This is a genomic window from Zobellella taiwanensis (assembly GCF_003012795.1).
Classification (GTDB): domain Bacteria; phylum Pseudomonadota; class Gammaproteobacteria; order Enterobacterales; family Aeromonadaceae; genus Oceanimonas; species Oceanimonas taiwanensis.
In genome coordinates this window covers 44,369-57,635 of record NZ_PXYH01000006.1, presented here as the reverse complement: position 1 = coordinate 57,635, position 13,267 = coordinate 44,369, and the positions used below count along the sequence as shown (strand labels likewise).

13 protein-coding genes are annotated in these 13,267 nt (G+C 63.8%); 4 read left to right on the top strand and 9 right to left on the bottom strand.

Annotated features, from left to right (window positions below; all coding sequences use genetic code 11):
* Positions 1-181 precede the first annotated feature (181 nt).
* From C7I36_RS05965 to C7I36_RS05955, 3 genes are read left to right on the top strand one after another with little or no spacing between them, the layout of a single operon-like run.
* A complete protein-coding gene (locus C7I36_RS05965) occupies positions 182-1,168 on the top strand; it encodes a fumarylacetoacetate hydrolase family protein (protein ID WP_106452902.1) in 987 nt (328 codons plus the stop codon).
* Entirely contained in the window at positions 1,155-1,787 is a 633-nt protein-coding gene (gene maiA / locus C7I36_RS05960; RefSeq protein ID WP_106452806.1) for a maleylacetoacetate isomerase, read from the top strand. Before C7I36_RS05965 ends, maiA begins: the two co-directional genes overlap by 14 nt.
* Positions 1,780-3,744 carry an acetoacetate--CoA ligase gene (locus C7I36_RS05955; RefSeq protein WP_106452805.1) on the top strand — a complete coding sequence of 655 codons (1,965 nt, stop codon included), beginning with the start codon at positions 1,780-1,782 and terminating at the stop codon, positions 3,742-3,744. The genes maiA and C7I36_RS05955 overlap by 8 nt, the downstream gene beginning before the upstream one ends.
* 27 nt (positions 3,745-3,771) lie before the next feature.
* On the opposite strand, the gene C7I36_RS05950 is transcribed toward C7I36_RS05955, so the two are convergent.
* The 4 genes from C7I36_RS05950 to rpe all read right to left on the bottom strand — a co-directional run bounded on the left by C7I36_RS05950 (position 3,772) and on the right by rpe (position 6,406).
* Positions 3,772-3,972 (bottom strand): hypothetical protein, encoded by a 201-nt coding sequence (locus C7I36_RS05950; RefSeq protein WP_245880046.1) that lies wholly within the window; start codon positions 3,970-3,972, stop codon positions 3,772-3,774.
* A gap of 71 nt (positions 3,973-4,043) precedes the next feature.
* Positions 4,044-5,051: a tryptophan--tRNA ligase gene (trpS, locus tag C7I36_RS05945; protein WP_106452803.1), complete on the bottom strand. Its 1,008-nt coding sequence runs from the start codon at positions 5,049-5,051 to the stop codon at positions 4,044-4,046.
* 16 nt (positions 5,052-5,067) lie between these two features.
* Entirely contained in the window at positions 5,068-5,739 is a 672-nt protein-coding gene (locus C7I36_RS05940; RefSeq protein ID WP_106452802.1) for a phosphoglycolate phosphatase, read from the bottom strand.
* Entirely contained in the window at positions 5,732-6,406 is a 675-nt protein-coding gene (gene rpe / locus C7I36_RS05935; protein WP_106452801.1) for a ribulose-phosphate 3-epimerase, read from the bottom strand. Before rpe ends, C7I36_RS05940 begins: the two co-directional genes overlap by 8 nt.
* A gap of 105 nt (positions 6,407-6,511) precedes the next feature.
* On the opposite strand from rpe, the gene C7I36_RS05930 reads away from it, so the two are divergent.
* A complete protein-coding gene (locus C7I36_RS05930) occupies positions 6,512-6,688 on the top strand; it encodes a DUF2970 domain-containing protein (protein WP_106452800.1) in 177 nt (58 codons plus the stop codon).
* Between the two features lie 64 nt (positions 6,689-6,752).
* On the opposite strand, the gene C7I36_RS05925 is transcribed toward C7I36_RS05930, so the two are convergent.
* The 5 genes from C7I36_RS05925 to C7I36_RS05905 all read right to left on the bottom strand — a co-directional run bounded on the left by C7I36_RS05925 (position 6,753) and on the right by C7I36_RS05905 (position 13,247).
* Positions 6,753-7,562, bottom strand: coding sequence for a Dam family site-specific DNA-(adenine-N6)-methyltransferase (locus C7I36_RS05925; RefSeq protein ID WP_106452901.1), 810 nt, complete (start codon positions 7,560-7,562; stop codon positions 6,753-6,755).
* 64 nt (positions 7,563-7,626) lie between these two features.
* Positions 7,627-8,970 (bottom strand): SPOR domain-containing protein, encoded by a 1,344-nt coding sequence (locus C7I36_RS05920; protein ID WP_106452799.1) that lies wholly within the window; start codon positions 8,968-8,970, stop codon positions 7,627-7,629.
* Positions 8,967-10,064, bottom strand: coding sequence for a 3-dehydroquinate synthase (gene aroB, locus C7I36_RS05915; RefSeq protein ID WP_106452798.1), 1,098 nt, complete (start codon positions 10,062-10,064; stop codon positions 8,967-8,969). The genes C7I36_RS05920 and aroB overlap by 4 nt, the downstream gene beginning before the upstream one ends.
* 14 nt (positions 10,065-10,078) lie before the next feature.
* Entirely contained in the window at positions 10,079-10,597 is a 519-nt protein-coding gene (gene aroK, locus C7I36_RS05910; protein WP_106452797.1) for a shikimate kinase AroK, read from the bottom strand.
* 610 nt (positions 10,598-11,207) lie between these two features.
* Entirely contained in the window at positions 11,208-13,247 is a 2,040-nt protein-coding gene (locus C7I36_RS05905) for a type IV pilus secretin PilQ (protein ID WP_245880045.1), read from the bottom strand.
* Between the last annotated feature and the right edge of the window lie 20 nt (positions 13,248-13,267).

The following is a 13,267-nucleotide window of genomic DNA, read 5'->3' as shown; positions in this document are numbered from 1 at the left end:
GGAGCAGCGCCCTTTGTCCTATCTATCGCCCCGCTGTTGCCTGCTGGCACCATCATCGGACGGTGTCGGGACTGGATAGAGGCGTCCCTGTTGTCTCTTGGCTACGGTTACAGCAGGTAGCCCGAATATGATTAAGCGCAAGGCAAGAATGATAGCCGATAACATTTTTAAGGAGATTATTGTGAAACTAGCCTCTCTCAAACAGGGCCGCGACGGCCAGTTGATCGTGGTGTCCCGGGATCTGAGCCGGGCAGTGCGGGCCGGGGCCATCGCCCCCAGCCTGCAGGCGGCGCTGGACAACTGGGCCGAGGCCGAACCCGGGCTGCAGGCCCTGTACCGGCAGTTGAACGAGGGCGCCTGCGCCAACAGCTTCCCCTTCGACCAGGCCGCCTGCGCCTCGCCCCTGCCCCGGGCCTACCAGTGGGCCGACGGCAGCGCCTACGTCAACCACGTGGAGCTGGTGCGCAAGGCCCGCGGCGCCGAGATGCCGGCCAGCTTCTGGACGGATCCGCTGATGTACCAGGGCATGTCCGACGGTTTTATCGGCCCGCGCGAGGATATCCGCCTGGCGGACGAGGCCTGGGGCATCGACTTCGAGGGCGAGGTGGCGGTGGTAACGGACGACGTGCCCATGGGCACCCCGGCGGAACGGGCCGGCGAGCACATCAAGCTGCTGATGCTGGTCAACGACGTCTCCCTGCGCAACCTGATCCCCCACGAGCTGGCCAAGGGATTCGGCTTCTTCCAGTCCAAGCCCGCCTCCTCCTTCTCGCCGGTGGCGGTGACCCCGGACGAGCTGGGCGAGCACTGGCGGGGGCACAAGATCCACCGCCGGCTGCGGGTGCACCTCAACGACGAGCTGTTCGGCGAGCCCGACGCCGGCACCGACATGACCTTCGACTTCGCCCGGCTGGTGGCCCACGTCAGTTTCAACCGGGCACTCTGCGCCGGCTCCATCATCGGCTCGGGCACCGTCTCCAATGTGGACCGCTGCACCGGCTCCTGCTGCCTGGCGGAGCGGCGCATGCTGGAGATCCTCGACCAGGGCCAGGCTACCACCCCCTTTATGAAGTTCGGCGACCGGGTGCGCATCGAGATGCTGGACGAAGCCGGCCACTCCATCTTCGGTGCCATCGACCAGCGGGTGGTGAAACATGAAACTCTATGACTACCCCTATTCCTCCGCCGCCTACCGGGTACGGATCGCGCTCAACCTGAAGGGGCAAACCGTCGAGGCCGTCCCCGTCGACCTGCGGGAAGGCCGTCAATGCAGCGCGGATTACCACGCTCTCAATCCCACCGGCCTGGTGCCCAGCCTGGATACCGGCGAGGGCCTGCTCGGCCAGTCCCTGGCCATCATCGAATACCTGGACGAACGCTTCCCCGAACCGCCCCTGCTGCCGGCCGGCGCCTTCGCCCGGGCCCGGGCCCGCTCGCTCGCTCTGCAGGTGGCCTGCGACATCCACCCGCTCAACAACCTGCGGGTGCGGCAATACCTGGAGCGGGAGCTGGGCGCAAGCGAGGAACAAAAACTGGCCTGGTACCACCACTGGCTGCGGTTGGGCCTGGACGCCCTGGAGCGGCAGCTGGCGGGAAGCGGCTCTCTTTTCTGCTGCGGCGACACCCCGGGCCTGGCGGATATCTGTCTGGTGCCCCAGCTCTACAACGCCCGCCGCTTCGGCCTGGATCTCGCCCCCTACCCGCGGCTGGTGGCCATAGACACCGCCTGCCAGCGGCTGGAAGCCTTTGCCAACGCCCATCCCGATCACCGGAGGTCCGATGAATAGCGAATCCCTGCCTCTTTGGCGCCCCGACCGGGCCCGTATCGAGCAGAGCCGGCTCTGGCGCTTTATCGACGAGCTGAACCGGGAGCAGGGGCTGGTCATCGAGGATTTCGCCGCCCTGCATGCCTGGTCGGTGGACAACGCCGAGGCCTTCTGGAGCCGGTTGTGGGACTTCGCCGGCGTGATCGGCCACAAGGGAGACGTATTGCTGCAGCGGGGCCAGAGCCCCGAGCAGGATCAATGGTTTCCCGGGGCCAGGCTCAACTTCGCCGAAAACCTGTTGTCCCATGCCCATCTTTTTGCCCGGGAAGATGCCCTGCTGTTCCAGGCCGAGGGCCAGGGACACCGGCGGCTGAGCTGGGCCGAGCTGGAAGCCCAGGTGGCGGCCCTGCGCGCCTGGCTAGAGGCCGAGGGCGTAGGCCCCGGCGACGTGGTGGCCGGCTACCTGCCCAACCTGCCGGAAACGGTGATCGCCATGCTGGCCACCGCCGCCCTGGGCGCTATCTGGACCTCCACCTCGCCGGACTTCGGGGTCGACAGCGTGATCGACCGCTTCGGCCAGACCCGGCCCAAGGTGCTGTTCAGCGCCGACGGCTACCGCTACAACGGCAAGCTGCACGACACCAGCGCCAAGGCCAGGGAGATAGTCGCCGCGCTGGACAGCGTGCGCCACTGGGTGCAGATCCCCTATATCGGCCGGCACTCGTTGGCCCCGAGTGATGGCGCCCTGTCATGGCCCGAGCTGCTCGAACGCCACCGGGGCCGGTCGCCCCGCTACCGTCCCATGCCCTTCAATGCGCCGCTCTACGTGCTCTATTCCTCCGGCACCACCGGCAAGCCCAAATGCATCGTCCACGGCGCCGGCGGCATGTTGCTCAACCACCTGAAAGAGCACCAGCTGCACTCGGACATCCGCGCCGGCGACAAGGTACTCTACTTCACCACCTGCGGCTGGATGATGTGGAACTGGCTGGTGTCCGCCCTGGCCAGCGGCGCCACCCTGCTGCTGTACGAAGGCTCCCCCTTTGTCCCCGACGGCCGGGTGCTGTGGGACTGGAGCGAACGGGAAAGGGTCGCCCTGTTCGGCACCTCCGCCAAGTACCTGGAGGCGCTGGAGAAGCAGCACATCCACCCGGCAGAGCGCCACGACCTCGGCGCCCTGCGCACCCTCTGCTCCACCGGCTCCACCCTGGCACCGGAGCAGTTCGACTACGTCTACCGCCATATCAAGGGGGATCTGCAGCTGGCGTCCATCTCCGGCGGCACCGATATCTGCGGCTGCTTTGTGCTCGGCAATCCCATCAGCCCGGTGTACCGGGGCGAATGCCAGGGCCCCGGCCTGGGGCTGGACGTGGGGGTATTCGACGATGAAGGCCGCCCCCTGGTCGGCCAGCGGGGCGAGCTGGTGTGCCGCAACAGCTTCCCCAACCGGCCGCTGGGGTTCTGGGGCGACGAGGACGGCAGCCGCTACCACGCCGCCTACTGGGCCACCTGGCCCGGGGTCTGGCACCACGGGGATTTCGTCGAGCAGACCGAACATGGCGGCATGCTGTTCTACGGCCGCTCCGACACCGTGCTCAACCCGGGCGGGGTGCGCATCGGCACCGCCGAGATCTACCGCCAGGTCAACCAGTTCGAACAAATCCAGGATGCAGTGGTGATCGGCCAGCAGTGGCAGAACGACGTTCGGGTGGTGCTGTTCGTGAAGATGGCCCCGGGGGAAGCACTGACCGAGGAGCTGGAAAAGGCCATCCGCGAGCGGATCCGCCGCCAGTGTACGCCCCGCCATGTGCCGGCAAAAATCCTGGCGGTGGCCGACATCCCCAAAACCCGCTCGGGCAAGACGGTAGAGCTGGCGGTGCGCAACGTAGTGCACGGGGAACCGGTGAAAAACCTCGGCGCCCTGGCCAATCCGGAGGCGCTGGCACTGTTCCGCCACCTGCCCGGGCTGGAGCGCTGACCTCAGCCCTAAAGGAGGAGACGGGGGTTAGTGGTCGAGAAAACGCCCCTGGGCCATTTCCCGCTCGCGCTGGCATTCGGCCAGATAGATGGCGGCCACCACGGCGGAATGCTGGTGGTGGTCGTCGATGGCCTTGGACACCATCAGTTCCAAGGTCTTGTCGTTTTTGGCCATGCGAAACTTGCGCAGCCAGTACAGCTTGTCGGTCAGATCCCGATCAAGGGTCATGTGCTCACTCATCGATAAGAATGCGTCCACTCGGATAATGTAAAAAGGAGCCGGGCGGCTCCTTTTGGTATTTAGCGGCTTTTCGGAACGAAGCCGATGACATCATATACCTTTTCCAGGGTCTGTACAGCTTTTGCCCGGGCCTTGTCGGCCCCCAGGGTCAGTACCCGACGCAGTTCGGTTTCGTCTTCCCGCAACTCATGGAAACGGTGCTGGATGGGCTCCAGCATGGCCAGCACCGCCTCGGCGGTCTCGGTTTTGAGGTGGCCATACATCTTGCCCTCGAAATGCTGTTCCAGCTCGCCAATGGTGCGACCACTGGCGCCGGACATCAGGGTCAGCAGGTTGGACACGCCGGGCTTTTGCTCCACATCGAAGCGCACCACGGGCGGATCTTCCGAGTCGGTGACCGCCCGCTTGAGCTTCTTGGCGATGGTTTTGGGATCTTCCAGCAGGCCGATGAAGTTGTTGGCGTTGTCGTCCGACTTGGACATCTTCTTGGTCGGCTCCTGCAGGCTCATGATGCGGGCGCCGTCTTCGGGGATAAAGGGCTCGGGCACGGTGAACACCTCGCCATAGAGCTGGTTGAAGCGGTAGGCGATATCCCGGGTCAGTTCCAAGTGCTGCTTCTGGTCGTTGCCCACCGGTACCTGGTTGGCCCGGTACAGCAGGATGTCCGCCGCCATCAGTACCGGATAGGTGAACAGGCCGGCGTTGATGTTTTCGGCATAACGGCTGGACTTGTCCTTGAACTGGGTCATGCGCGACAGCTCGCCGAACTGGGTGTAGCAGTTGAGCACCCAGGCCAGCTCGGCGTGCTCGGGCACGTGGGACTGGATGAAGATGGTGCTCTGCTCGGGCTCAAGGCCGATGGCCAGGTAGAGGGCGGCCGCGTCCAGGCAGGCGGCACGCAGGGCCTTGGGATCCTGGCGGACGGTGATGGCGTGCATGTCCACGATGCAGTACAGGCAGTCGTAGTCCTGCTGCATTTTCACCCACTGGCGCAGGGCGCCCATGTAGTTGCCTATGGTCAGCTGGCCCGAGGGCTGGGCGCCGCTGAGTACTATCGGTTTAGCCATGGTTGTCGGTTCTCTGTCAATCGGTTAGCAGTATATCGGCGAGGGCGGCAAAGTCGCTCAGCACCCAGTCGGGGCCGCTGTCGGCGATATCCCGGCCGTAGTTGTAGCCGTAGGTCAGGCCCACCACCGCCATGCCGGCCGCCTGGGCCGCCAGCACGTCGTTCTCGGAGTCGCCGACCATCAGGGTGCGAGCCGGATCCACGTCCAGTTGCCGGCACACGTGCAGCAGGGGCGCCGGGCTCGGTTTTTTCTCGGGCAGGCTGTCGCCGCCCAGCACCAGCTCGAACTGCTCGCTCAGCCCGGCCGCCGCCAGAATGGCGGGCACGAAACGGTAGGGCTTGTTGGTGACGATGGCCAGCCGCTTGCCCGCCCGGCGCAGGGCCGCCAGGGTATCGAGCACCCCGGGGTAGAACACCAGCCCCTGGTCGGCCACCTGGTCGTAGGCCACATCGAAGGCGGTACGCGCCGCCCGGCGCAACTCATCACCGGGCTCGGTGCCGAGGGCGTCGGCCAGGGCCCGGCGCACCAGCATGTCGGCGCCGTTGCCCACCCAGTGGCGCACCGCCTGCTCGCCGGCCTCGCCAAAGCCCAGTTGCACCCGCATGCGGTTCACCGCCTGCGCCAGCTGGGGCACGCTGTCGATCAGGGTGCCGTCCAGATCGAACTGGATCAGGTCAAACTCAGCCATGGGCCTTGGCCAGTTCGGCGCGCATCTGGTCGATCACCGCCTTGTAGTCGGGCTGGCTGAAGATGGCGGAGCCGGCCACGAACATGTCGGCACCGGCTTCGGCGATATCGCGGATATTGTCGACCTTGACCCCACCGTCGATCTCCAGGCGGATAGCGCGACCGCTCTCGTCGATGCGGCGGCGGGCCTGGCGCAGCTTGTCGAGGGTGGCGGCGATGAAGGACTGGCCGCCGAAACCGGGGTTGACCGACATCAGCAGGATCACGTCCACCTTGTCCATCACATAGTCCAGGTAGCTGAGTGGGGTGGCGGGGTTGAATACCAGGCCGGCCTGGCAGCCCTGCTCCCGGATCAGGCCCAGGGTGCGGTCGATATGCTCGGAGGCTTCCGGGTGGAAGGTGATGATGGAGGCCCCGGCCTTGGCGAACTCGGGCACCAGGCTGTCTACCGGCTTGACCATCAGGTGCACGTCGATGGGAGCCTGAATGCCGTAGTCGCGCAGGGCCTTGCACACCATGGGGCCTATGGTCAGGTTGGGCACGTAGTGGTTATCCATCACATCGAAGTGCACCACGTCGGCGCCCGCGTCCAGTACCCGGGCCACATCGTCGCCCAGGCGGGCGAAATCGGCGGAAAGGATGGAGGGGGCAATCAGGTAGTCTTTCATCGGGGGTTCCCTTAAGCGCAAAAAACGCCCCGATTCTACCCCAGCGCCCGGTGATTCTCTAGCAAGGCGTCTATGCTTGGCAGACGTTGGCGGAAAAGGTGGGTTATGAGCTGGAAACACAGGCTGCAGGCGGTAGTGGCCGCCCTGTTCGGTGTGCAGTCGGAAAAAAACCGGCAATTGCAGTTCAGGGGCAGTCCCTGGCCCTATATCGGGCTGGGGGCGACCGCCATACTGCTGTTCGTGTTGCTCCTGCTGGGAGTGGTCAGGCTGGTGCTGCGCTAGGCTTGAGGGTATTGGCGCACTGTCCTCTGCCACATCGCCAGCCCTCAGGGGGCCGAACTGGGTCTTACCGGAACAGCGCCAGCAGTTCGTCCACCTTTTTGCGGTTGTGGCCATGGCGGCTGATGGTGCGCTTGACCGCCACCACGTCGAGCTGGGCATCCCGGTACAGCTCCCGGGTGAGGGGGATGTCGTGGTTGCTGATCAATACAGGCACCCCCCGGGCGGCGGTTTCCCGCGCCAGCCGCGCCAGTATGGCCTGGTCGTCCAGGGTAAAACCGTTGGCCGCATAGGTGGTGAAGCTGGCGGTGGTGGACAGGGGCGCATAGGGCGGATCGCAGTAAAACACCTGCTCTTCGCACGCGGCGGCGAACACCTCTGCATAGCCCTGGCAGACAAAAGTGGCCTTCTGCGCCTTTTCGGCGAAGAACCACAGCTCCCGCTCGGGAAAATAGGGCTTTTTATAGGCACCGAAGGGCACGTTGAAGCCCCCTTTCTGGTTGTAACGGCACAGGCCGTTGTAACCGTGGCGGTTCAGGTAGAGAAACAGCAGGGCGCGACGGTACGGATCCGGCTCCCGGTTGAACTCGGCCCGAAAGGCGTAGTAGACGGCCCTGTCGTTGTTGGCCTCGATAAACAGGCCGGCGGCGTCGCGGATAAAGGCCTCGGGGCGGGTCTTGAGCAGTTGGTAAAGGTTGATCAGATCGGCGTTGATATCCGCCAGCAGGTAAGCGTCGTAATCGGAATTCAGAAACACCGACCCCGCCCCCACAAAGGGCTCCACCAGCACCCGGCCCTCGGGCAGGCGACGGTTGATGCTCTCCACCAGGCCGTACTTGCCGCCGGCCCATTTCAGGAATGCCCGAGTTTTAGTCATCATTACCTTGTGTTGCCGAGCCGCTGCAGGGGGCGCGCATTGTAACCGCAAGCCGCCCCCATGACTATGGTTTGACTTCCTTTTGCACCTGTCCGAAGGGCTTGGGCCAGGGCTTGGCCGCCTGCAGTTCGGCTGGCAGGCCGCCGATGGCGCGCCTGGCCTGCTCCGGGCTCTCGAAGTCGCCATACACCAGCACAAACCAGTTCTGGCCGTTGATGCTGCGCGGATAGACCCAGGCAGGACTCAGCCGGTGGCGCTCGGCCAAGGGTTCGAGCAGGCTTCGCTCGCGCCCCGCCATCAGTTGCAGGGTGTAGCGCCCGGCGGGTTTTTGCATCAGGACCGACAGGGGACTGACCGGAGCCGGCGCCACCGGACGTACCGGTTCAACCGCCGGTGCTTCCTTGCCCCGCTCCCGTTGCAGCAACCGGCTGACCACTTCGTCTTCGATCACGACCCTTTCCTTGTCGCTGTCGTCGGGGCTGTCCGCCACCCGGGTATCGACCCGCGGCGACTCGGGCAGGGGCGCTGCCGGCCAGTCCCGCACCGGGGCATTATCCGCCACCGGTTCGGCGGGAGCGGGTTCGGCGGGCTCTGGCGCCAGCACCAGGGGCACACTGGGCGCAGGCTCGGGCAGGGCGGTGTCGGCCATGGGCCGGACCGGGCCGGACCGGGCCGGCTCCCGCCCGCCAAGCAGGCTGACGATCAGGATCACCAGGCCCAGCAGGATCAGGGCGGTCAACAGAATCTTAACCGATTTTTGCTCAAGCCATTGCTGATACACGGGTTTTCTCATCGGCGGCTCCATAGTACCGGTCAGGTCACCGGGATAACGCACGGCGGGGGCATCGGCCGGCGGCCGGCGGCCCAACGCCTGCCATAACTGCTGCCTATCTTCCTCGCTCAGTTCGGGAACTTCAACCTCCAGCACCGGGCCGATGTGGGCATCGTCCAACTGGCGACGAACCTCCCGGGCCCAGTCGGCGTGACCGAGCAACAGCATGAAAGGACGATCCCGCTCGGCCAGCGCGTACAACCCGGCCAGTTCCTGCAACAGCACCTCGTTCAGCCAGGGGGCGTTGTCCACCACCAGCAGGCGCTTGCCCGGGCCGCCCGGCAACAAGCGGGACATCGAATCGTACAGGGCATCATCGGCGTCGAACACGGCGCCGGCAAACCAGTGTCCGAGCAGGGTGTCGCGAAAACGGGCATTGGTATCGAGCGCCCTGGCATCGAGCCGCGCCGGCATCAACAAATCGCTCTGCTCGGCCAGCAGGCCGGCAAGGAAGGATTTACCGGCCCCGGAAGGGCCGGTCAGCAGGACCAGATCGGTATTCAGACGGGAAAGGTGCAGCAGCCGTTCAAGCAGCCGCTGCTGGGAATCTAGGGGGATCCTGACCGTCTCGGTCACGGCCGGCCTTCCGGCTGCCGGCGCTCCGGCGCCAGCACCCGGGACAGTTGCGCCTCGGTCACGTCATCCACCACCTCGGCTTGCCCTATGCCCCTGGGCAGAACCAGCCTCAGCTTGCCCGCCAGCACTTTTTTGTCGCGCAACATATGCGGCAGGTAGTGCTCCAGGGCCATTTCGGCCGGCCCCTGCACCGGCAGGTGAGCGCGGGCCAGCAGGGCGCCAACCCGCTCTACCTCGGCGTCGGTCATGGCGCCGCGCAGACGGGCGGTATGGCAGGCCTGCATGGTGCCCGCCGCCACCGCCTCGCCGTGCAGCCAGTTGCCATAGCCCATCTCCGCCTCTATGGCATGGCCGAAAGTATGGCCGAGGTTGAGCAACGCCCGCACCCCGTGTTCGCGTTCGTCGCAGGCCACCATTTCGGCCTTGATCTCGCAGCAACGGCGGATGGCATGCGCCAGGGCGTCGGTTTCCAGCCGTTGCAGCCGGGGCAGGTTCTGCTCCAGCCAGGCGAAAAAGCCCGCATCCCAGATAACGCCGTACTTGATCACTTCCGCCATGCCGGCGGCGAACTCCCGCTCCGGCAGGGTCTGCAGACAGAGGGTGTCAATCAACACCAATTCCGGCTGGTAGAAAGCCCCTATCATGTTTTTGCCCAGGGGATGGTTGACCGCGGTCTTGCCGCCGACCGAGGAGTCGACCTGGGACAGCAGGGTGGTGGGCACCTGGATAAAAGGCACGCCACGCTGGTAGCAGGCGGCGGCAAATCCGGTCAGATCGCCAATCACACCGCCGCCGAGAGCGATCAGGGTAGTGTCGCGACCGTGGTTGCCCGCCAGCAGCCGGCTCATGACCTGGTTAAAGGTGTCCAGGGTTTTGAACTGTTCACCGTCGGGCAGGACCAGAGTATCCACTGCGAGCGGCGCCAGGCTGGCGACCAGGCTATCCAGGTAGAGGGGCGCAACGACTTCGTTGGTCACCACCAGCACCTTGCTGCCCCGGACAGCATCGCGCAGCAGTCCGGGACGGGACATCAGCCCTTCGGCAATCAGTATGGGGTAGCTGCGCTCGCCCAGATTCACGGTTAACCTTTCCATGGGGCTCCTGTTACTTACAGACCGATCAGTTCGACTATCTGGTTGGCAACCAGCTTGGCGCTTTGCTCATCGGTGCGCACCACATAGTCGGCAATTTCCATATAGAGTTCGTTGCGTTCTGCGGCCAGCCGCTCGAGGACTTCCCGGGGCGGCTCTTCGGTCTGCAGCAGGGGGCGGCGCTTGTCTTTTTGCACCCGGGCCAGCTGTTTCTCGACGGTGGTTTCGAGGTAGACGACGATACCCCGGGCCGACAGCCGGTTACGGCTTTCCCGGCTTTTGATGGAACCGCCGCCGGTTGCCAGCACTATGCCCTGCAGCTCGCTCAGGTCGTTGATGACCTTTTCTTCGCGTTGGCGGAAGCCTTCTTCGCCCTCTACATCAAATACCCAGCTGATGTCGGCACCGGTACGACGCTCGATTTCATGATCGGAGTCGTAGAAATCCATATGCAGTTGCTGCGCCAGGTATTTGCCGATGGTGCTCTTGCCCGCACCCATGGGCCCTACTAGGAAGATATTGCGTTTCTCAGCCATGTTACACGAAATTCTCACAAACAAATGCGCCCCACGAACACCGCAGGGTCGACGATGAACCTAACCTTAACTTTCTGAAATTGGACGCCGGATTATCGCAACTGCGCCGGACGCTGGCAAGGGCAACGCCGCTTGGACATCGACCATCACCGCCCTCCGCGGGGCCACATCAGGTAAAAAGTATGTGACCGCTTCGCTTGCCCCGCTTACAAAATCCTTTGCCTCGCCCGAAGCCGGGGAAAAAGTACATCTTAGTGCCTGTTTACAATCTTCACGAGTCTTGTCTGCTGTAGCTCAGAGAAAAGGCAACAGGGCCACCTCCCCCGACACGCTGCGAGCACATCCCTGTGGCGCTCGGCACATGCCATCCCTGGCATGTGACGGTCGGCGGAGGCAATCCCTGTTGCCTCTTCCTGGCTCCATCGTTGTCTGAAGGTCGCGCCAACAGGAAACACTGAAGCGTTAGAAAGAACAAAGGGGACCGCTCCACCGACCCTTCGCGCCAAGGAAAGAGGCGGAGCCCCCATGGATAGGTTCAACCTGTCGGCGGAGTAGTAAGCTTTGGTCGAGTAACCCAGATCGTGAACAGGTGATCAGAAAAACGTCGACCTTACTGAGCAATACGAGGAGTCACAAAGATCAGCAGTTCCCTTTTCTCATGTTTCTCCTCCCTGCTTTTGAACAAATTACCGACCACGGGGATATCGCCCAGCACGGGTATTTTGGTCACACCGCTCTGGGTAAGCTGCTGGAAAATACCGCCCAGCACCAGGGTTTCGCCGTCGTTCACCAGCAGTTGGGTCTTGACCGACTGCGTATTGATCGAAGGGGCCTGCCCTCCTCCCGCCACAGACACCAGGGCTCCTACCGTATTCTGGGTGACTTCCAGGTCGAGCACCAGGCGGTTGTCCGGGGTGATCAAGGGCGTTACCGTCAGGCTGAGTTCGGCAGGGGCAAACGCAGTTTTAACCACCCCTTTATCATCAACTGTTGTATAAGGAATCTGTACCCCTTGCCGGATCTCTGCCTGCTGCTGGCTCGAGGTCGCCACCCGGGGGCTGGCGATAATTTCGGCCCGGTTTTCCTTCTCCAGCGCCTGCAGCTCGAGATCCAGGATGCGGCCATCGGACAGCTTGGCCAGTTGCAGTTCCAAGGTTCCCGCCGGATTGGCAATAGGCAGATTGACGTTAAAGCCCAGATCACGGATCTTGTCATTGCCCATATTGCTGTCGAAGTAAGACCACCTGATGCCCAAGGCCTCATCCAGCCCCTCACTGACACTCACCATCCGCGCCTCTATGACCACCTGCTTTATAGGGACATCAAGCAACCCTAGCAGGCGACGAATATTTTCAATGCTTTCCCGAGTGTCTTTTATCATTAAAATATTGGTGCGTTCATCAATCGCTACGCTGCCCCGTTCGGAAACCAAACGCCCCGCTGAGCTGGTTGTAGCCCTTTCATTCTCCGGTGCCCCATCCCGATGGGTACTGCTCCGGCCCTCCCCGACAAGCAATGCCTGGATATCCGCCGCCTTGGCATAATTCACCTGCAGGAACTCGGTGACCAGGGGGGCCAGCACCTCCTGGGCCTGGCGGTTTTCCAGCTGTTGCCGCTCCTGGCCCGCCAGCTCCGCCGCCGGTGCCACCAGCAATATGTTGCCCTCCAGCCGTTTGTCCAGGCCGCGCACCTGCAATATGGTGTCCAGCGCCTGCTCCCAGGGCACACCGTCCAGGCGCAGGGTGATATTGCCCTGCACCGAGTCGGTGGTGACCAGGTTGAAGTTGTTGAAATCGGCGATCAGCTGGAGCACGGTACGCACAGGGATATCCTGGAAATTCATTGAAATGGGCTTGCCGCCATAGCGTTTGCCGGTGTCCGGGGCGGCCGAGGCCGGCGCCGCCGGACGGGACACTTCCAGTACGAACATCCTCTCCGACTGGTCATAGCGATACTCAAAGGGACCGTCGGTTTCCACCGTGACCAGCGCCCTATCCCGCTCCCGGCTCGCCGCAACCTGGCGTACCGGCGTGGCAAAATCGGTGACATCGTAGGTTTGCAACTGGTCATCCTCAATATGGGTGTTGTGGAAGCTGGCCACCAGCCGGTTGCCCCGTACCTGCATGTCGACCGCCGCCGTGGACTGGCCCAGGCTTATCAATACTTGACCCTGACCGTCATGACCCCGGCGAAAGTCAACGCCGGTAAGGATGTTAATGGTCCCCGGCGGCAGACTCGCGCCCGCACCGTCCTGGCCGGCCACCTGCTCGCCCAGCAGCAGTTGCAACCGGTTGCCCTCGGTGCTGATACGGTAGGGCTGGCGGCGGTCCAGGCCGACCGCCACTTCCAGGTTGGTCCCGATCCGCCGGATATCGACCATTCCCACCCCCTGGCGCTCTATCGGGATCAGGTTCTGGGCCAGGGCCGATACCGTGCCGGGCAACTGCAGCACCAGCCGGTCGGGCTGCTGGCGCAGCAGTTCACTGACGGCGGGCACGGGTCCGTCAAACTCCAGTTCCAGCAGCAGTTGCTCCCCGGTCAGCGGATTGACCCTGAACTGCTCCAGGGTCGCCGCCCACGCCGGCACGGCCTGTATAAGCATCACCAGCACCAGCCCGGCCAGCCCGTTCATTTTCATCCCTTTGCCCATAACGCACTCCCTGCCATCAT

Coding starts and splice junctions, on each gene's coding strand:
- trpS (WP_106452803.1), bottom strand. CDS start 5,051: ATGGCTAAACCGATAGTACTCAGCGGCGCCCAGCCCTCGGGCCAGCTG.
- C7I36_RS05930 (WP_106452800.1), top strand. CDS start 6,512: ATGAGCTGGAAACACAGGCTGCAGGCGGTAGTGGCCGCCCTGTTCGGT.
- maiA (WP_106452806.1), top strand. CDS start 1,155: ATGAAACTCTATGACTACCCCTATTCCTCCGCCGCCTACCGGGTACGG.
- rpe (WP_106452801.1), bottom strand. CDS start 6,406: ATGAAAGACTACCTGATTGCCCCCTCCATCCTTTCCGCCGATTTCGCC.
- C7I36_RS05950 (WP_245880046.1), bottom strand. CDS start 3,972: ATGACCCTTGATCGGGATCTGACCGACAAGCTGTACTGGCTGCGCAAG.
- C7I36_RS05940 (WP_106452802.1), bottom strand. CDS start 5,739: ATGGCTGAGTTTGACCTGATCCAGTTCGATCTGGACGGCACCCTGATC.
- C7I36_RS05905 (WP_245880045.1), bottom strand. CDS start 13,247: ATGGGCAAAGGGATGAAAATGAACGGGCTGGCCGGGCTGGTGCTGGTG.
- C7I36_RS05955 (WP_106452805.1), top strand. CDS start 1,780: ATGAATAGCGAATCCCTGCCTCTTTGGCGCCCCGACCGGGCCCGTATC.
- C7I36_RS05925 (WP_106452901.1), bottom strand. CDS start 7,562: ATGACTAAAACTCGGGCATTCCTGAAATGGGCCGGCGGCAAGTACGGC.
- aroB (WP_106452798.1), bottom strand. CDS start 10,064: ATGGAAAGGTTAACCGTGAATCTGGGCGAGCGCAGCTACCCCATACTG.
- aroK (WP_106452797.1), bottom strand. CDS start 10,597: ATGGCTGAGAAACGCAATATCTTCCTAGTAGGGCCCATGGGTGCGGGC.